The sequence below is a fragment of the Streptomyces sp. genome (assembly GCF_031181555.1).
Lineage (GTDB): Bacteria > Actinomycetota > Actinomycetes > Streptomycetales > Streptomycetaceae > Streptomyces > Streptomyces fimbriatus.
This window is the reverse complement of sequence record NZ_JAPSKQ010000009.1, coordinates 12661-31942: the sequence shown is the minus strand read 5'-3', so window position 1 is coordinate 31942 and position 19282 is coordinate 12661. Positions and strand designations below refer to the sequence as shown.

Below are 19282 nucleotides of genomic sequence, written 5' to 3'. Positions count from 1 at the left end.
CGGGGAGGCGCGGTGCGCCTCCCCGGTTCGTTCTGCGGGGTGTGAGCGAGAAGAATCGTGAGGGAAAGCGCACCGCCCGGGAGCGGCTGGCGGTCGAGCGCGAGAAGCGGAAGGCCGCGGAGAAGCGGCGCCGCGGTCTGATCGTGGGTGCGAGCGTGGTCTGCGTCCTGGGGCTCGCGGCGGTGATCGGCGTCGTCGCCGCCAACTCCGGCAAGGACGACGGGAGCGACTCGGCGGGCCCGGTCGTGGCGCCCTCGGGCGCGGTGGGCGAGGACGGCACCGTCATCCCGGTCGGCAAGGAGGACGCCAAGGCCACACTCACGGTGTGGGAGGACTTCCGCTGTCCGGCCTGCAAGGCCTTCGAGCAGGCCTACGGCCCGACCCTCGACGAACTGACCGGAGCGGGCCGGCTGAAGACGGAGTACCACCTGGTCACCCTCATCGACGGCGGCATGGGGGGCACCGGCTCCCGCAACGCGGCCAACGCCGCCGCCTGCGCCCAGGACGCCGGGAAGTTCGCCGCGTACCACAAGGTGCTCTTCGACAACCAGCCGATGGAGAGCGACGACGCCTTCGCCGACAACGACAAGCTCATCGAGCTGGCCGGCAAGGTCGACGGCCTCGACACCCCCGCCTTCCGCTCCTGCGTCGAGGACGGCAAGCACAACAGCTGGGTCGCCAAGTCCCACGACGCCTTCCAGAAGGGCGGCTTCACGGGCACGCCGACCGTCCTGTTCGACGGCAAGAACATCTACCAGGACCGCTCGATGACCCCGGAGAAGCTGAAGCAGATGGTGCAGGAGGCCAACAAGGGCTAGCACCGCCCCCGGGAATTCCCGGGGTCCTGTTATGGAGCCGTAGCCGGGCCGCCCGTCGTGCGGCCGGTCCGGCACGGTAGCGTCGACCCTGCCATGGAACTTGCCTACATTCCCAGCCCGTCGAGCGGGGTGCTGTACCTCGGCCCCGTTCCGCTGCGCGGCTACGCGTTCTGCATCATCATCGGCGTCTTCGTAGCCGTCTGGCTCGGCAACAAGCGCTGGATCGCCCGGGGCGGGCGGGCCGGCACGGTGGCCGACATCGCTGTCTGGGCCGTGCCGTTCGGCCTCGTCGGCGGCAGGCTCTACCACGTGATCACGGACTACCAGCTGTACTTCAGCGAGGGCCGTGACTGGGTGGACGCCTTCAAGATCTGGGAGGGCGGCCTCGGCATCTGGGGCGCGATCGCGTTCGGCGCCCTGGGCGCGTGGATCGGCTGCCGGCGCCGGGGCATCCCGATGCCCGCCTACGCAGACGCCGTCGCGCCGGGCATCGCCTTCGCCCAGGCGATCGGACGCTGGGGCAACTGGTTCAACCAGGAGCTGTACGGGCGGGCCACGGATCTGCCGTGGGCGGTGGAGATCACCTCCTCCGCCGACGGCCGGGTTCCGGGCACCTACCACCCGACGTTCCTGTACGAGTCGCTGTGGTGCGTCGGCGTCGCCCTGCTGGTGATCTGGGCCGACCGCCGCTTCGGGCTCGGCCACGGGCGGGCGTTCGCGCTGTACGTCGCCGCGTACTGCGCGGGCCGGTTCTGGATCGAGTACATGCGCGTCGACGAGGCCCACCACGTCCTGGGCATGCGGCTGAACAACTGGACCTCGATCCTCGTCTTCCTGCTCGCCGTGCTGTACATCGTGCTGTCGGCGAGGAAGCGGCCGGGGCGCGAGACCGTGGTGGAGCCGGGAGCCTCCGGCGGTGCCGACGAGGCCGGGGCCGTGGAGAAGGACGAGGCGGACTCGCCGGACGCCGAGGGCGGTGCCACGGCGGAGGAACCCCCCGGGGCTTCCGAGAGCCCCGAGAGCTCCGGGAACCCCAAGGACGGGGCCGGTTCGGCGAAGAAGGGCTGACGGCCCGCCGCACGACGCCGAGGGCGCCCGGAGACGTTCCGGGCGCCCTCGGCGTGTGCCGGGCGGTGGTTCCGGTGGATTCCGGGGTGGCTTCCGGCATCAGGTCCTGCGGACCAGGGACAGGGTTCGCCGAGCCGCCGCCACCACCGCCGCGTCGATGAACCCGCCGTCGGGCAGTGCCTGGGCGCCCTGCCCGGTCGCCGCCGCCTTGACGATCGTCTCCGCCTGCTCGATCTCCTCCTCGCCGGGGAGGTAGGCCCGCTCGATGACCGGCAGCTGGCGGGGGTGGATCGCGGCGCGCCCCAGGAAGCCCAGGGCGCGACCGCGGGCGCAGGAGGCGATGAGGCCCTCCAGGTCGCGGGTGTCCGGGTGGACGGACTGGGCGGGCGGGGCCAGGCCCGCCGCCCGCGCGGCCACGACCACGCGGGAGCGGGACCAGTCGAGGCCCGCGTCCTCCCGTACCCCCAGGTCGGCCCGCAGGTCCGCCTCGCCGATCGCGATACCGCGCAGGGACGGGTGGGCGGTGGCCACGGCGTGGGCCCGTTCGATGCCGAGGGCCGACTCCAGGAGGGCGTACAGGGGGAGCACACCGCCGTGCGCGGACACGGCGCGGCGCGCGGCGCGCACGACCTCGGACGGGGAGGACACCTTGGGCAGCCGCAGACCGGACAGGCCCGGGGCCGGGGCGACGGCCGCGAGGTCGGCCTCGCCCCAGGGGCCGCCCAGGGCGTTGACGCGGACGTGGACCGGGACCGGCTGCGGGTCGCGCAGCAGCTCGGCGGTGGCCGCGCGGGCGTAGGCCTTGCGGTCGGGGGCGACCGCGTCCTCCAGGTCGATCACCACCACGTCGGCGCCGGAGGCGAGCGCCTTCGCCACCACGGCGGGGCGGTCCCCGGGGGCGTAGAGCCAGGTCAGCGGGAAGTCCGTCACAGGGCGCCCTCCGCGCGCAGCGCCGCGAGGTCGGCCGGGGCGAGGCCCAGTTCGGTCAGCACCTCCTCGGTGTCCGCGCCGTGCGGGCGGCCGGCCCAGCGGATCGCGCCCGGGGTGCCGGAGAGCCGGAAGAGGACGTTCTGCATGCGCAGCGGACCCAGCTCGGGATCGTCGACCGTGGTGATCGTGTGCAGGGCCTGGTACTGCGGATCCGCCATCACGTCCCGTACGTCCTGGACGGGGGCGACGGCCGCCTCCGCCTTCTCGAAGGCCGCCAGCACGTCGGCGCGGGTGCGCTGCGCGATCCAGCCGCCGACCGCCTCGTCCAGGACGTCCGCGTGCCGGGCCCGGCCGGCGCCGGTGGCGAACCAGGGCTCGTCGATCAGCTCCGGCCTGCCCACCAGACGCATCACGCGTTCGGCGACCGACTGGGCCGAGGTGGAGACGGCGACCCAGGTGCCGTCGGCGGTGAGGTAGGTGCCCCGGGGGGCGTTGTTCTGGGAGCGGTTGCCGGTGCGGGGCTGGACGTGGCCCAGCTGGTCGTACCAGGTCGGCTGGGGGCCGAGCACGGTGAGGATCGGCTCGATCAGGGCCATGTCGACGACCTGCCCCTCGCCGGTGCGGTCGCGGCCGGCCAGCGCGGTCATGACCGCGTACGCCGTGGCCAGGCCCGCGATGGAGTCCGCCAGGCCGAACGGCGGCAGGGTCGGCGGGGCGTCCGGTTCGCCGGTGATCGCGGCGAAGCCGCTCATCGCCTCGGCGAGGGTGCCGAAGCCCGGGCGGTGCGCGTACGGGCCGAACTGTCCGAAGCCGGTGACCCGGACCAGGATCAGGCGGGGGTTGACGGCGGACAGCTCGGGCCAGCCCAGGTCCCACTTCTCCAGGGTGCCGGGGCGGAAGTTCTCGATGACCACGTCGGCGGTCCCGGCCAGGCGCAGGAGGGCGGCCCGGCCGCCGGGCCTGGACAGGTCCAGGGTGATGGTGCGCTTGTTGCGGCCGAGCACCTTCCACCACAGGCCGACGCCGTCCTTGGACGGGCCGTGGCCGCGGGAGGGATCGGGTTTCCTCGGATGCTCGACCTTGACGACCTCCGCGCCGAAGTCACCGAGCAGGGTCGCCGCCAGCGGGCCGGCGAAGAGGGTGGCGAGGTCCAGGACGCGCAGGCCGGTCAGCGGGGGTCCGGCGGGGGACGGGGCGGTCGGTGGGGCGGCGGTCGGGTCGGGCCGGGTCATGGGCGGGAGGCCTCCTGGTGGGTGAGCTGGGCCAGGGTGTCGAAGCCGGTGCCGTGGAAGCCGCCGACGGAGGTCGCCAGCCGGTTCCTCAGCGGGGCCGTCCAGCGGTCGGGCAGCGCGGCCGGGGAACCGGCGAGCAGGCCGGCGATGCTCCCGGCGGTGGCACCGTTGGAGTCGGTGTCCCAACCGCCGGACACCGCCCGGCAGACGGAGCCGGCGAAGTCGCCGTCCGCGTGGGTGAGGGCGGCGGCGATCAGGGCGGTGTTGGGGACGGCGTGCACCCAGTGGTGGGTGGCGGCGTACGTGTCGTGCAGCAGGTCGACGACGGTGGTGAAGTCACTGTGCTCACGGGCCAGCCGGACGGCGTGCTCGACGGCCCGGGCGAGACGGGAGCGGGGCGGGACGACCGTGAGGCCGGTGCGCAGGCAGGCGTGCACGTCGCGGGTGCCGGTGGCGGCGTCGGCGATGACGGCCGCGGTGAACATCGCCGCGTAGACGCCGTTGGCGGTGTGCGTGAGGGTCGCGTCGCGGTGGGCCTGTGCGGCGGCGGCGGCCGGGTCGCCGGAGTTGGTCCAGCCGTGCACGTCGGCGCGGATCAGGGCGCCGATCCACTCGCGGAAGGGGTTGTGGTGACGGGCGGTCAGCGGCGGTTCCAGACCGCTGAGGAGGTTGCGGTAGGCGACGCGTTCGGCGGTGAACGCGCGGCCGGCGGGCAGTTCGTCGAGCCAGACGCGCGCCACGTCCGCGGTGGTGAAGCCGCGGCCGTGGCGGCGGAGGACGAGGAGGCCCAGCAGGGGGTAGTTGAGGTCGTCGTCCTCGGGCATGCCGTCGATGTTCTCGGCGAGGGAGGTGGGGGCCGAGCGGCGGTTCCAGGGGTACCGGGCCAGCAGTTCCTCCGGGACGCCGCGGGCGGTGAAGTAGCCGGCCAGGGGCCAGTTCCCGGCGGCCCGGGCGAGGCGGCGGATGCCGTCGAGGGGGAGCTTCTCGACCGGTTTGCCCAGCAGGCAGCCGACGGCCCGGCCGAGCCAGGCGGCCTCGAGGCGTTCGGGGCCCGGCGGGGAAGGGGGATGCGCGGGCGGTCGCGGCCAGTCGGGGCACAGGGCCCGGATCCCGGTCAGGCCGGTCGGCTCGTCGTCCGCCAGCGCACTGGGCAGGTCGGCCAGTTCGTCCAGCAGGTCGGCGGCCAGCAGGCGCAGGCAGCGGGACGCCGGCCGCGGGGACGCGCCCGCGCCGAGCGGGGCCTCGGGGCCGCCCGCCGCCCGCCAGCGGGCCGCGACCACCGAGGGCTCGCGGCCGTCCTGGGCCGCCTGGCGCAGCTCGTGGCCGATCAGGTCCTCCGGCTGCACCCACGTCAGTCTGAGCATCCCGGCCCTCCCAGCTCCGCGAACGCCCGCTCGTGGGCCCGGCGGCGCCGTACGTCCCGGGCGAAGACCTCGCGGGCCACGCCGGTGAGCGTGACCGCGGGTTCCCACAGGTCGAGGCGGCTGGCCTCCGCCACGGTCTTGGCCCAGTCCTCGGGGACCGGTGAGCCGAGGGCACCGGTCACGGCGCCGGCCATGGTGGCGATGGAGTCGCAGTCCCGGCCGTAGTTCACCGCGCCCAGCACCGCGTGCCGGAAGTCGCCGCCGGCCACCACCACCATCCCCAGTGCCACGGGCAGTTCCTCGACGGCGTGCAGCCGGGAGGGGCGGCGGGCGCCCAGGGAGGGGGAGCGGTAGTCGGGGCCCACGGTGTCGTACGGGGCCACCGCCTCCCGCAGGGGACGCAGCGCCGACTCGAAGTCCGGGTGCCGGGACGCCTCCTCGCAGACCCGCTCGATCGCCGCCCGCGTGCCGTCCTTCGCCAGGGACAGACACGCGGCGACCACCGAGTCCGGCGTCGCGCCCGGCGCGCACGCCGCCGCGACGGCCGCCGCGAGGACCCCGGCCGCCTCCCGGCCGTACGACGACTGGTGGGCGCCCGCGACGTCCAGCGCCTCGGCGTAGGCGGCGGCCGGATGGGCCGCGTTGACCAGGCCGACCGGCGCCATGTACATCGCGGCACCGCAGTTGACGATGTTGCCGACGCCCGCCTCGCGCGGGTCGACGTGACCGTAGTGGAGCCGGGCCACCAGCCACTTCTCCGCGAGGAAGATCCGCTGCAGCGGAAGCGCCTCCGCCTCCAGTTCCGGGATCCAGCGCGGGTTCGTCATCAGGTCCGGGACCAGGTGGTCGGCGACCGCGTGGGCGTCCAGGTGGTCGCGGACCGTCGCGTACACCCGGACCAGCGCGTGCGTCATCAACGTGTCGTCGGTGACGTGGCCGTCGCCCTTGTGGTACGGGGCGATGGGGCGGGCGGTGCGCCAGGCGTCGCCGTTCCAGGGGCCGACGACGCCGTGCACGCGTCCGCCGTGGCGCTCGACGATCTGTTCGGGGGAGTAGCCCTCGACCGGCCCGCCGAGGGCGTCGCCGACGGCGGCTCCCACGAGGGCACCGGTGATCCGCTCGTCCAGGGGCACGCCCTGATCACGTTTTCCTGCCTCTTCGCGCGTCATGCCCGAATCATCCCTCCGGTGGAGCCGGTTGCACGGCCTCCAGGAGTCCGGCGAGTTCCACCAGGTCCGTGCCGGTGAGCCGGGGGAGCGCGCAGCCGGAGAGGACGCGGCAGCTCTCCCGCCACGTCCGGGGGATCGCCGCGCCGCCGCCCAGCGCGCCGGTGAGGGCGCCGGCGAGCGCCGGGGCGGAGTCCGCGACCCGCGACAGACAGGCCGCCGCGGGGACGGCCTCCGCGATCCGGCCGTGGGCGGCGGTGGCCAGGGCGAGGGCGACGGGGACGGTCTCGGCGGCGGCGATGCCGTAGCTGTAGACGTGGTCGACGATCTGGTGCTCCAGCGGCGGTACGAGCGCGAAGGCGCTGTCGGCGTCGGCGGCGAGCCGCAGGGCGTGCCGGGCGTTGCGGCCGATCTCGGTCTCCTCGGGCAGCTCGGCGAGCGCGGCGGCCACGCACGCGTGCGTGTCCGCTCCGGCCAGCGCGAGACAGACGGCGGCGGCCATGGCGCGGGCGCCGTGCACCCCGTCGCCGTCCTGGGTGTAGCGGGCGTCGAACTCGGCGAGGGCGGCGGCGCCCGCGGGATCGCCGGGGTGGGCCACGGCCAGCACGCAGGCCCGTACGCAGGCCGCGTCGTCGAAGTAGTGCGGGTTGTCGTGGCCGGTGGCGGGCGGGCGCAGACCGGTGGCCAGGTTGCCGAGACCGGCCCGCACGGAGATGCGGGCGCGCAGGGGGAGGACCGCCGACTCGGTCTCGGGGGCGCGTTCGGTGGCCGCGGCGACCTCGGCGGCGACGGCGTTCCAGGTCAGATCGATGGCGGCACGCGTCCGGCGACCCCTGCTCAGATCCCCGAGCACGCTGTCGTCCCCGGCCAGCAGCACCGCCTCGGCCGCGAACGCGGCCCACTCGGCGTCGTCGGAGGGGCCGAGGCGCAGGGGCTCCGGGGGCTGGTTGAGGGCGATCGGCACGGGAAGGGTGGTGGTCGCGTTCTGCTCGGCGAAGGTGTCCAGCTCCCGGGTGAGGCGTCGTGTCCACTCGGGCATCCGGGCGGCGCGGTGCCGTGCGGCGGGCCATCCCGCGGCGTCCCCGGCGGCGAGGCCGAGGAGGAGCCCCTCGACGCGGTGTGCCCGCGGCGGCGGTGCGGGGTTTTCGGCCCCGGCTGCGCCTTCGGCCCGGGGGGTGTTCCCCCTCGCACCACCCGTACGGGTTTCGTGGTCGGGTGCGGGTGGCCCCTGTGCGGGCTGCTCGCCGTCGGCGGGTGCGGGTGGTTCCTGCGGGGGCCGGGCGTCGGCGGTGGCTGCGGGGTTCCCCGGGGGCCGGGTGCCGTCGGCGGGCGCGGGGCCCTGCGTGGGCTTCTCGGTGCCGGTGCCGGTGCCGGTGTCGGTGGCCGTGGGGCCGGGGGGAGTCATGAAGGGGCCTCCGTCGTGTCGTCCGCCACCAGGACGAAGGTGTCCGGGGCCGGCTCGTCGCCCCGCAGCGGCGTCTCGCCCGGCGCGCACCCCGCCGTGTCCCGCTCCCCGTCCCCGTCCGGCGCCAGCAGGTCCGCGATGTCCAGGACGTGGTGTCCCGCCATCGCCGGGAGGCAGCTGCCGCGGGCCGGGCCGATGGCGGCCGCCCAGGGCTCCGGGATCGCGCGGGCGCCCTGCGTCGCGCCCGCCAGGGCGCCCGCGACCGCCGCCGTGGTGTCGGCGTCGCGCCCCATGTTGACGGCCGTCAGCACCGCCTGCTCGAAGTCGCCGTCGGCCGCCGCGTACGCGCCGAAGGCGAGGGCGACCGCCTCGGGGGCCAGGTCGGTCCAGGGGTAGCCGCCGATCACGACCGCCGAGCGGACCGCGCGTTCGCCGAGGTGGGCCGCGGTGACGGCGCGGCGCAGTGAGCGGGCGGTCCAGGAGTCGTCCGGGACCACCGCCAGGGCGGAGGCCACGACCGCGACCACCGGGGCTCCGGCCATCGCCGCCGCGACGCCCGCGGCGACCGCCTGCCCGCCGTAGATGCCCTCGCCGTCGTGGCTGACCGAGCCGTCGACGGCCGCCAGCCGGGCCGCCTCGTCGGGACGGCCGGCCGCGAAGACCCCGCAGGGCGCCGCCCGCATCGCCAGCCCGTCGCTCCAGGCGTGCCGGTGCTGGGCGGAGATGGGCGCGGTCAGTCCCCGGCGCAGGTTCTCCAGCGTGCCGCGCTCGCTGAAACCGGCGCCCCGGAAGGGGCCCTCGGCACGGTCGGCGATCAGCTCGTGCCAGGCCGCCTCGACATGCGCCGGGGTGAGCGCGTGGCCGTGCCGGGCCAGCAGCAGGCCGGAGAAGATCGCGTACTCGGTGTCGTCCGTGCCCGCGGGGCGGTCCGTGACGTATCCCGTGATGCGGCCCCAGACCGCACGGATGTCGGAGGGCTTCATGTTCTCGGCCGGGGCGCCCAGGGCGTCGCCGACGGCCAGGCCGAGCAGCGCGCCGCGGGCCCGTTCGCGGAGCCCGATGGCGTTCCCGAGCGCCGGGACCGAGGGGGTGCGGGCGGTCGATGCCATGCGCGGCTCTCCTCTCAGGGGCGCCCCGAGAGGCGCGAGGCCCTTTGCGGAACTGTCCCCGGTGCGGTGCTCCGCGCAGCCTCATGAGCCCCAGCGTCACCCGGTCGACATGTGAGCAGCCCTTCACACAACCGAGCAGAATCCGTAAAACCGCAGGTTAGCCCAGCCTTTCCTTGCTGGCGGCGGAGAATTTCGCGGCGTACATTGGGAGTCGTCGAAAAGTAGAACCAGTCCAAAGAGAGCTCGGAAGGGCTCGGCTCAAGCTCCCCGGGGGGACGCGTCATGGCCATCATCGAGACCGAGGCGGTGCTGCACGAGGCGCACCGCGACAATCACACGCACCGGGACGTGAACGGCGGCTGGCTGCGCCCGGCCGTCTTCGGTGCGATGGACGGCCTGGTCTCCAACCTCGCCCTGATGACCGGTGTCGCCGGCGGCTCCGTCAGCCAGCAGACCGTCGTCCTCAGCGGCCTCGCGGGCCTGGCCGCCGGCGCCTTCTCCATGGCGGCCGGTGAGTACACCTCCGTCGCCTCCCAGCGCGAGCTGGTCGAGGCCGAGCTGGACGTCGAGCGCCGCGAGCTGCGCAAGCACCCCAAGGACGAGGAGGCCGAGCTCGCCGCGCTCTACGAGGCCCGCGGCGTCGAACCGGAGCTGGCCCGCGAGGTGGCCCGGCAGCTGTCCCGGGACCCCGAGCAGGCCCTGGAGATCCACGCCCGCGAGGAGCTCGGCATCGACCCCGGCGACCTCCCCTCGCCCACCGTCGCCGCCGTCTCCAGCTTCGGCTCCTTCGCGCTGGGCGCCCTGCTGCCCGTGCTGCCCTACCTCCTCGGCGCGAGCAGTCTGTGGCCCGCCGTGCTGCTGGCGCTGCTCGGACTCTTCCTGTGCGGTGCGGTGGTGGCCAAGGTGACGGCGCGGACCTGGTGGTACAGCGGGCTGCGGCAGCTCGCCCTCGGTGGCGCGGCGGCCGGTGTGACGTACGCCCTGGGCACGCTGTTCGGAACGGCCGTAGGATGACCCGGCTCGCACTTATGCGCCGGACCGCATAATTAGTCGTTACTCGCTGGTTTCGGCCGCGTGACCACCGGGCATGAGCCGTAAGCGCTGTGGGCAATGAGGCCGACGGCGCGCCCGCGGGGCGGACGAAGGAGCCCGCCCCGTCGCCGGCCGACGGACACCGATCTGTCCCGCTCGGTCCCCACAGCTTCCACCGCCGGGCGCGGAACCCCCGCCGCGACCCACGAGGTGTCCGCATGATGGAACGGATTATCCCGGTTCCCGAGAACCGCTCCATCATGTAACCTGCACGAAATTTCGCACCCCACGCAGAGGGCCAACGTCGTCCCTCGGCACCTGCTCCCCCAGAGCCCGAAGGGCCTGGGAGGTACTTCCAGCCACATGACGACGACGGGAGAGCCGATGCGTACGCCGCGCCAGCCGTCCCAGCATTCCGCGAATGGCCAGAACTGGTCCTTCATGGATGCTCGCCCTGCTGCGCAGGGTATGTACGACCCCCGCAACGAGCACGACGCCTGTGGCGTCGGTTTCGTCGCCACCCTCACCGGCGAGGCGTCCCACACGCTGGTCGACCAGGCCCTCACCGTCCTGCGCAACCTCGAACACCGTGGTGCCACCGGCTCCGAGCCGGACTCCGGCGACGGCGCCGGCATCCTCTCCCAGGTCCCGGACGCCTTCTTCCGCGACGTGGCCGGATTCGAACTGCCCGAGGCCGGCGCCTACGCCGTCGGCATCGCCTTCCTGCCGCAGGACGCCACCGAGGACGCCGTCGCCCGGATCGACGGGATCGCCGCCGACGAGGGCCTGACCGTCCTCGGCTGGCGCGAGGTGCCCGTCGCCCCCGAGCTGCTCGGCGCCACCGCCCGCTCGACGATGCCGGCCTTCCGCCAGATCTTCGTCTCCGACGGCAGCAGCAAGGGCCTGGACCTGGACCGCAAGGCGTTCGTGCTGCGCAAGCGCGCCGAGCGCGAGGCGGGCGTCTACTTCCCGTCCCTGTCGGCCCGCACCCTCGTCTACAAGGGCATGCTGACCACCGGCCAGCTCGAGCCCTTCTTCCCGGACCTGTCCGACCGCCGCTTCGCCTCCGCGATCGCGCTCGTGCACTCCCGGTTCTCCACGAACACCTTCCCGTCGTGGCCGCTCGCGCACCCGTACCGCTTCGTCGCGCACAACGGCGAGATCAACACGGTCAAGGGCAACCGCAACTGGATGCGCGCCCGCGAGTCCCAGCTGGTCTCCGACCTGTTCGGTTCCGACCGGAAGGCCATCGAGCGCATCTTCCCGGTCTGCACGCCCGACGCCTCCGACTCGGCGTCCTTCGACGAGGTCCTGGAGCTGCTGCACCTGGGCGGCCGTTCGCTGCCGCACTCCGTGCTGATGATGATCCCGGAGGCGTGGGAGAACCACGACTCGATGGACCCGGCCCGGCGCGCCTTCTACCAGTACCACTCCACGATGATGGAGCCCTGGGACGGCCCCGCCTGCGTCACCTTCACCGACGGCACCCAGGTCGGCGCCGTGCTCGACCGCAACGGCCTGCGCCCCGGCCGCTACTGGGTCACCGACGACGGCCTGGTCGTCCTCGGCTCCGAGGTCGGCGTCCTCGACATCGACCCCGCGAAGGTCGTCCGCAAGGGCCGCCTGCAGCCCGGTCGCATGTTCCTCGTGGACACCGCCGAGCACCGCATCATCGAGGACGACGAGATCAAGGCCCAGCTCGCCGCCGAGCACCCGTACGCGGAGTGGCTCGAGGCCGGCGAGATCGAGCTGTCCGACCTGCCCGAGCGCGAGCACATCGTGCACACCCACGCCTCGGTCACCCGCCGCCAGCAGACCTTCGGCTACACCGAGGAGGAGCTGCGCGTCATCCTCGCGCCGATGGCCAAGGCAGGTGCGGAGCCGATCGGTTCGATGGGCACGGACTCGCCGATCGCCGCGCTGAGCGAGCGTCCGCGGCTGCTCTTCGACTACTTCACCCAGCTGTTCGCGCAGGTCACCAACCCGCCGCTGGACGCGATCCGCGAGGAACTGGTCACCTCCCTGCGCTCCGCCCTCGGCCCGCAGGGCAACCTGCTGGAGCCGACGGCCGCCTCCTGCCGCAGCGTCGTACTGCCGTTCCCGGTGATCGACAACGACGAGCTGGCCAAGCTCATCCACATCAACGCCGACGGCGACATGCCCGGCTTCAAGGCCGCGACCCTGTCCGGCCTGTACCGGGTCTCCGGCGGTGGTGACGCGCTCGCCGCCCGCATCGAGGACATCTGCGCCGAGGCCGACGCGGCCATCGAGAACGGCGCCCGCCTGATCGTCCTGTCCGACCGGCACTCCGACGCCGAGCACGCGCCGATCCCGTCGCTGCTGCTCACCGCGGCCGTCCACCACCACCTCATCCGCACCAAGCAGCGCACCCAGGTGGGCCTGCTGGTCGAGGCCGGCGACGTCCGCGAGGTCCACCACGTCGCCCTGCTCATCGGCTACGGCGCCGCCGCCGTCAACCCGTACCTGGCGATGGAGTCCGTCGAGGACCTGGTCCGCGCGGGCACCTTCCTGCCGGGCATGGAGCCCGAGCAGGCCATCCGCAACCTCATCCACGCCCTCGGCAAGGGCGTGCTGAAGGTCATGTCCAAGATGGGCATCTCGACCGTCGCCTCCTACCGCGGCGCGCAGGTCTTCGAGGCCGTCGGCCTGGAAGAGGCCTTCGTCGAGAAGTACTTCAACGGCACCGCGACCAAGATCGGCGGCGTCGGCATCGACGTCATCGCCAAGGAGGTCGCCGCCCGCCACGCCAAGGCGTACCCCGTGTCGGGCATCGCTCCCGCGCACCGCGCCCTGGAGATCGGCGGCGAGTACCAGTGGCGCCGCGAGGGCGAGCCGCACCTGTTCGACCCGGAGACGGTCTTCCGCCTCCAGCACTCCACGCGCACCGGCCGCTACGACATCTTCAAGAAGTACACCGAGCGCGTGAACGAGCAGTCCGAGCGCCTGATGACGCTGCGCGGCCTGTTCGGCTTCAAGTCGGACCGGGGGCCGATCCCGATCGAGGAGGTCGAGCCGGCCTCCGAGATCGTCAAGCGGTTCTCCACCGGCGCCATGTCGTACGGCTCCATCTCCAAGGAGGCGCACGAGACCCTCGCCATCGCCATGAACCAGCTGGGCGGCAAGTCCAACACCGGTGAGGGCGGCGAGGACCCGGAGCGCCTGTACGACCCGGCGCGCCGGTCGTCCATCAAGCAGGTCGCCTCCGGCCGCTTCGGCGTGACCTCCGAGTACCTGGTCAACTCCGACGACATCCAGATCAAGATGGCCCAGGGCGCCAAGCCCGGCGAGGGCGGCCAGCTGCCCGGCCACAAGGTCTACCCGTGGGTGGCCAAGACCCGGCACTCGACGCCGGGCGTGGGACTCATCTCCCCGCCGCCGCACCACGACATCTACTCCATCGAGGACCTCGCCCAGCTGATCCACGACCTGAAGAACGCCAACCCCCAGGCGCGCATTCACGTCAAGCTGGTCTCCGAGGTCGGCGTCGGCACCGTCGCCGCGGGCGTCTCCAAGGCGCACGCGGACGTGGTGCTCATCTCGGGTCACGACGGCGGCACGGGTGCTTCGCCTCTCACGAGCCTGAAGCACGCGGGCGGTCCCTGGGAGCTCGGCCTCGCCGAGACCCAGCAGACCCTGCTGCTCAACGGCCTGCGCGACCGGATCGTCGTGCAGACCGACGGCCAGCTCAAGACCGGCCGCGACGTGGTCGTCGCCGCGCTGCTCGGCGCCGAGGAGTTCGGTTTCGCGACCGCTCCGCTGGTCGTCTCCGGCTGCGTCATGATGCGCGTCTGCCACCTGGACACCTGCCCGGTCGGCATCGCCACGCAGAACCCGACCCTCAGGGACCGGTTCTCCGGCAAGGCCGAGTACGTCGTGAACTTCTTCCAGTTCATCGCCGAGGAGGTCCGCGAGCTGCTGGCCGAGCTGGGCTTCCGCTCCATCGAGGAGGCCGTCGGCCACGCCGAGGTGCTCGACGTGACCCGCGCGGTGAACCACTGGAAGGCGCAGGGCCTGGAACTGGCCCCGCTGTTCCACGTGCCCGAGCTGCCCGAGGGCGCCGTCCGCCACCAGGTCGTCGCCCAGGACCACGGCCTGGAGAAGGCGCTCGACAACGAGCTGATCAAGCTCGCCGCCGACGCGCTGGCCGCCTCCGGCGCCGAGGACGCCCAGCCGGTGCGCGCCCGGGTCGCCATCCGCAACATCAACCGCACGGTCGGCACCATGCTCGGCCACGAGGTGACGAAGAAGTTCGGCGGCGCAGGGCTCCCCGACGACACCATCGACATCACCTTCACCGGTTCCGCCGGCCAGTCCTTCGGCGCCTTCGTCCCGCGCGGCATCACGCTGCGCCTGGAGGGCGACGCCAACGACTACGTCGGCAAGGGCCTCTCGGGCGGGCGGATCGTCGTCCGCCCGGACCGCGGCGCCGACCACCTCGCCGAGTACAGCGTCATCGCGGGCAACACCCTCGCCTACGGCGCCACCGGCGGCGAGATGTTCCTGCGCGGCAAGGTCGGCGAGCGGTTCTGCGTCCGCAACTCCGGCGCGCTGGTCGTCTCCGAGGGCGTGGGCGACCACGGCTGCGAGTACATGACCGGCGGGCACGCGGTCGTCCTCGGCGAGACCGGCCGCAACTTCGCGGCCGGCATGTCCGGCGGCATCGCGTACGTCATCGACCTGAACCGCGACAACGTCAACGCCGGCAACCTGGACGCGATCGAGGCGCTGGACGACGCCGACAAGCAGTGGCTGCACGACGTGGTCCGCCGGCACCAGCAGGAGACCGGCTCCACGGTCGCCGAGAAGCTGCTCGCCGAGTGGTCCGTCTCCGTGGAGCGCTTCAGCAAGATCATCCCCACTACGTACAAGGCAGTGCTCGCCGCCAAGGACGCCGCCGAGCGAGCCGGTCTGTCCGAGACCGAGATCACCGAGAAGATGATGGAGGCGGCGATCAATGGCTGACCCGAAGGGCTTTCTGAACCACGGCCGCGAGGTCGCCACCTCCCGCCCGGTCGAGGAACGCGTCAAGGACTGGAACGAGGTCTACGTCCCCGGCTCCCTGCTGCCGATCATCAGCAAGCAGGCCAGCCGGTGCATGGACTGCGGCATCCCGTTCTGCCACAACGGCTGCCCGCTGGGGAACCTCATCCCCGAGTGGAACGACTACGCCTACCGCGAGGACTGGGCGGCGGCGAGCGAGCGCCTGCACGCGACCAACAACTTCCCGGAGTTCACCGGCCGGCTGTGCCCCGCCCCGTGCGAGTCGGCGTGTGTGCTCGGCATCAACCAGCCGCCGGTCACCATCAAGAACGTCGAGGTCTCGATCATCGACAAGGCGTGGGAGACCGGGGACGTCGCCCCGCAGATCCCGGAGCGCCTGTCCGGCAAGACCGTCGCCGTCGTCGGCTCGGGCCCCGCGGGCCTGGCCGCCGCCCAGCAGCTGACCCGGGCCGGTCACACGGTCGCGGTGTACGAGCGGGCCGACCGCATCGGCGGTCTCCTCCGCTACGGCATCCCCGAGTTCAAGATGGAGAAGCGGCACATCAACCGCCGTATCGAGCAGATGCGCGCGGAGGGCACCAAGTTCCGCACCGGCATCGAGATCGGCCGGGACATGCCGGCGACCGCGCTGCGCAAGCGGTACGACGCCGTGGTCCTCGCCGTCGGCGCCACCACCGCGCGCGACCTGCCGGTGCCGGGCCGCGAACTCAAGGGCATCCACCAGGCCATGGAGTACCTGCCGCTCGCCAACAAGGTCCAGGAGGGCGACTACGTCGCCCCGCCGATCTCGGCCGAGGGCAAGCACGTCGTCGTGATCGGCGGCGGTGACACCGGCGCCGACTGCGTGGGCACCGCCCACCGCCAGGGCGCGGCCTCCGTCACCCAGCTGGAGATCATGCCCCGCCCGAACGAGGAGCGGAACCCGGTCACCCAGCCCTGGCCGACCTTCCCGATGCTGTACAAGGTCACCTCGGCGCACGAGGAGGGCGGCGAGCGGGTCTACTCCGTCTCCACCACCCACTTCGAGGGCGACGAGGACGGCAACGTCCAGTGGCTGCACCTGGTCGAGGTCGAGTTCGTCGACGGCAAGCTGACCCAGAAGCCGGGCACCGAGCGCAAGATCCCCGCCCAGCTGGTCACCCTCGCCATGGGCTTCACCGGCACCGACCGGGAGAACGGACTGGTCGAGCAGTTCGGCCTGGAGCTCGACGAGCGCGGCAACATCGCCCGCGACGCCGACTTCCAGACCAACGTGCCCGGCGTGTTCGTCGCCGGTGACGCCGGACGCGGCCAGTCGCTCATCGTGTGGGCGATCGCCGAGGGCCGCTCGGCCGCCCGCGGCTGCGACCGCTTCCTCACCGGGGCGAGCGAGCTGCCGGCCCCGATCCGCCCGACCGACCGTGCGCTGACGGTCTGACGGAACACGCATGGGCGGCCTGCGGGCCGCCACCCCGCACGTCCCGTACAAAGGCGTACGGAACACAGACGGCGCCCGCCCCCGTCCCCGACCGGATGAGGGGGCGGGCGCCGTCGCATGCTCAGGGCAGCGTGTAGCCCTCCCCGTACATCTCCCACACCAGCGGCGTGTCCAGGTCCAGGTTCCCGGCGTCCAGGAACCGGCGCTGGGCCGTGTCGACGCGGGAGGTGTCGCCGTCCGGGTGCTGGGCCAGCATGGCCTCGCGGCGGACGTCGAGGAAGGCGTCCAGGTAGGCCTTCTCGGAACCGCCCTCGGCGGGCGTTTCCGCCTGCTTCATCGCGCGCTCGCGCAGGCCGTAGAAGCCGTTCGCGTCGAGGTCGGGGCCGTGGAAGACCATCGCGTCGAAGTAGACGAACTGGCCCAGCGTGCCGAGGCCGTCCAGCTTGGCGAGGCGGACCGCCGGTTCGAAGTAGACGCGGTCGCGCTCCTCCTCCTGGGCCTTGCGGAACGCCGGTACCTTGGCCTCCGCCTGCCAGGCGGCCGTGAAGCCGGGGTCCAGGCCCTCGTGGGAGTCGGTGCCGTCGACCTCGCGCAGGGCGGGCAGGTAGGAGGCCAGTCCGTTGTCGGGGTGGGCCTTGGTGTACCGCTCGACCAGGGTGAGCAGGTCGTGGGTGCCGGTGCAGAAGCCGATGATGCCCGCGGTGTAGCCCCTGCCGTCGCCGTGGTCCTCGATGGCGCCGTAGGTGGTGCGCCAGTCGGTGGTCGAGTGCCCGGCGCTCGCCACCAGCTGCTGGGCCAGCTCCTTCTTCGCGGGGGCGGCGAGCCCCGGCGGCAGGTCGGCGATGAGCGCGTCGTCCGCCGCCCGCTCCTGCTCGGCCCGGTCCTTGGCGTCCTCGCGGGCCGACTGGGCGGTGGCCGCGGGCGGGACGGCCGGGGCGTCGGCCGAGTCCGTCGGCATGACGAAGTACACCCCCGTGGCGATCACGGGAAGGGCCGCGAGGAACAGCACACCGGAACGTTTCACTGGGGAACCCCTCCACCCGTCAGCTCGGACACCTTGACCGCCGCCAGCGCCACCAGCAGCACCAGCAGCCCCACGCACGCCGCCGCCTGGACCAGGCCCCTGCGCGGCCCCCGCGGCACGTACGCGAACACCAGCGCCACCGCACCGCCCGCCAGCAGCCCACCGAGGTGCCCCTCCCAGGAGGTGACCACCGCGGAGACCACCAGCCACAGCAGCAGACCGGTCATGAACCGGTTGACGGTGCCCATGTCGATGCCGACCCGCCGCGCCACGACGTAGTATGCGGCACCCACTCCGAAGATCGCCCCGGACGCCCCGACCACGGCTTCCCCGGGCGCGAGCAGCAGCACCAGCACCGAACCGCCCAGCGCCGACAGCAGATACAGGGCCAGGTAGTGCACGCGGCCCAGCATCGGCTCGACGAGCCGGCCGAGGTTCCACAGCGCCACCATGTTCATCACGATGTGGAAGACGCCGAACGTCCCCCCGGTGGGCGGCATGTGCAGGAACGCGCCGGTCAGCATCCGGTACCACTCGCCGTCCACCAGCCCTTCCGGCCGGTAGTCCCCGAAGTACGAGCCCTCGACCCACAGGTAGCGCGCACCGTCCGGTCCGACCAGTCCCGCGCCCAGCATCGCGAACCGGTCCACGATCTCCGGCCGCGCCAACTCCGCCAGATACGCCAGCACATTGACCGCGATCAGCACGTACGTCACCACGGGCACCGCCGAGACCCGGCCGCCCACCACGGTGCGCGCCTGCCGCATCGACCGCGCGCCCTCCTTCACGCACTCGGGGCACTGGTGGCCCACGGCCGCCTCGCGCATGCAGTCCGGGCAGATGTACCGCTCACAGCGCGTGCAGCGGACGTGGCACTCCACCCTGGGGTGGCGGTAGCAGGTGGTGACGGTGGAATCGGGATCCACGGACCGGCTCCTTGCGGGGGACGGGGACGGGACTGAGCCGGTGGGGGCGGCGGCGAACAAAATAACGAACGCGGGTGGACGGAAGGAGCGGCGGGGTGAGGGTGCCGTACCCTCGGGTCCGGTTCCGGTGGCCGAGCAGCCGGTCCCGGTGAGGGCGAGGGGGAGTTCACGTGGCCGCGATCAGCCTGCGCAAGATCGAGGAGACCGCGCCCGCGCTGGTCGGCCTCTACAAGACCGCCGGCGCGTCACTGGCCGAGCACGGACTGGACGGGCTGCGCGCCGCGGTCTACCTGGTCGTCGACTACTCCGGCTCGATGAAGCCGTACTACAAGGACGGCAGCGTGCAGGCGCTCGCCGACCGGGTGCTGGGCCTGTCCGCGCACCTCGACGACGACGGCACCGTGCCGGTGGTCTTCTTCTCGACCGACGTGGACGCCGTCACCGACATCGCCCTCGACGACCACCAGGGGCGCATCGGGCGGATCGTGGCCGGGCTCGGGCACATGGGCAGGACCAGCTACCACCTGGCGATGGACGCGGTCATCGACCACTACCTGGACAGCGGTGCGACCGCGCCCGCGCTCGTCGTCTTCCAGACCGACGGCGGCCCCGTCAACCGGCTCGCCGCCGAGCGCCACCTCTGCAAGGCGGCGCGGCTGCCGCTGTTCTGGCAGTTCGTCGGCTTCGGCGACCCGGACAGCCGGCAGTTCGACTACCTGCGGAAACTCGACGAGTTGGCGGTACCGGACAAGCGGGTCGTCGACAACGC

Annotated in this window: 14 protein-coding genes; 6 read left to right on the top strand and 8 right to left on the bottom strand. The window is 73.1% G+C overall.

Going from position 1 to position 19282, the window contains the following annotated elements; all coding sequences use genetic code 11:
• The first annotated feature begins 41 nt into the window (after positions 1 to 41).
• Positions 42 to 818, top strand: coding sequence for a thioredoxin domain-containing protein (locus RIM90_RS03665; RefSeq protein WP_309059055.1), 777 nt, complete (start codon positions 42 to 44; stop codon positions 816 to 818).
• Between the two features lie 93 nt (positions 819 to 911).
• The gene (gene lgt, locus RIM90_RS03660; protein WP_309059054.1) at positions 912 to 1886 is read left to right on the top strand and encodes a prolipoprotein diacylglyceryl transferase; all 975 of its coding nucleotides are present in this window, start codon (positions 912 to 914) and stop codon (positions 1884 to 1886) included.
• 99 nt (positions 1887 to 1985) lie between these two features.
• On the opposite strand, the gene RIM90_RS03655 is transcribed toward lgt, so the two are convergent.
• Genes RIM90_RS03655 through RIM90_RS03630 form a run of 6 tightly spaced genes read right to left on the bottom strand, consistent with a single transcriptional unit; the run spans position 1986 to position 9092 of the window.
• Positions 1986 to 2816, bottom strand: coding sequence for a CoA ester lyase (locus tag RIM90_RS03655; RefSeq protein WP_309059053.1), 831 nt, complete (start codon positions 2814 to 2816; stop codon positions 1986 to 1988).
• The gene (locus tag RIM90_RS03650) at positions 2813 to 4048 is read right to left on the bottom strand and encodes a CoA transferase (protein ID WP_309059052.1); all 1236 of its coding nucleotides are present in this window, start codon (positions 4046 to 4048) and stop codon (positions 2813 to 2815) included. The genes RIM90_RS03655 and RIM90_RS03650 overlap by 4 nt, the downstream gene beginning before the upstream one ends.
• Entirely contained in the window at positions 4045 to 5412 is a 1368-nt protein-coding gene (locus RIM90_RS03645) for an ADP-ribosylglycohydrolase family protein (protein WP_309059051.1), read from the bottom strand. Before RIM90_RS03645 ends, RIM90_RS03650 begins: the two co-directional genes overlap by 4 nt.
• Positions 5400 to 6581 carry an ADP-ribosylglycohydrolase family protein gene (locus tag RIM90_RS03640; protein ID WP_309059050.1) on the bottom strand — a complete coding sequence of 394 codons (1182 nt, stop codon included), beginning with the start codon at positions 6579 to 6581 and terminating at the stop codon, positions 5400 to 5402. The genes RIM90_RS03645 and RIM90_RS03640 overlap by 13 nt, the downstream gene beginning before the upstream one ends.
• A 7-nt stretch (positions 6582 to 6588) precedes the next feature.
• Positions 6589 to 7983 carry an ADP-ribosylglycohydrolase family protein gene (locus tag RIM90_RS03635; protein ID WP_309059049.1) on the bottom strand — a complete coding sequence of 465 codons (1395 nt, stop codon included), beginning with the start codon at positions 7981 to 7983 and terminating at the stop codon, positions 6589 to 6591.
• Entirely contained in the window at positions 7980 to 9092 is a 1113-nt protein-coding gene (locus tag RIM90_RS03630; protein WP_309059048.1) for an ADP-ribosylglycohydrolase family protein, read from the bottom strand. Before RIM90_RS03630 ends, RIM90_RS03635 begins: the two co-directional genes overlap by 4 nt.
• 282 nt (positions 9093 to 9374) lie before the next feature.
• Here RIM90_RS03630 and RIM90_RS03625 point away from each other — a divergent pair, with 282 nt between their 5' ends.
• The 3 genes from RIM90_RS03625 (at position 9375) to RIM90_RS03615 (ending at position 16563) form a co-directional block, all read left to right on the top strand.
• On the top strand, positions 9375 to 10106 hold the full coding sequence (locus RIM90_RS03625; RefSeq protein WP_309059047.1) for a VIT1/CCC1 transporter family protein: 732 nt from the start codon (positions 9375 to 9377) through the stop codon (positions 10104 to 10106).
• A 402-nt stretch (positions 10107 to 10508) separates the two neighbouring features.
• Entirely contained in the window at positions 10509 to 15107 is a 4599-nt protein-coding gene (gene gltB, locus RIM90_RS03620) for a glutamate synthase large subunit (RefSeq protein WP_309059098.1), read from the top strand.
• Positions 15100 to 16563 (top strand): glutamate synthase subunit beta, encoded by a 1464-nt coding sequence (locus tag RIM90_RS03615; protein ID WP_309059046.1) that lies wholly within the window; start codon positions 15100 to 15102, stop codon positions 16561 to 16563. The genes gltB and RIM90_RS03615 overlap by 8 nt, the downstream gene beginning before the upstream one ends.
• 121 nt (positions 16564 to 16684) lie before the next feature.
• Here RIM90_RS03615 and RIM90_RS03610 read toward each other — a convergent pair whose 3' ends face one another.
• On the bottom strand, positions 16685 to 17587 hold the full coding sequence (locus tag RIM90_RS03610) for a chitosanase (protein WP_309059045.1): 903 nt from the start codon (positions 17585 to 17587) through the stop codon (positions 16685 to 16687).
• A complete protein-coding gene (locus RIM90_RS03605; RefSeq protein ID WP_309059044.1) occupies positions 17584 to 18513 on the bottom strand; it encodes a rhomboid family intramembrane serine protease in 930 nt (309 codons plus the stop codon). The genes RIM90_RS03610 and RIM90_RS03605 overlap by 4 nt, the downstream gene beginning before the upstream one ends.
• Before the next feature lie 170 nt (positions 18514 to 18683).
• Here RIM90_RS03605 and RIM90_RS03600 point away from each other — a divergent pair.
• The coding region (locus RIM90_RS03600; RefSeq protein ID WP_309059043.1) for a VWA domain-containing protein at positions 18684 to 19282 on the top strand (599 nt) is incomplete at its 3' end.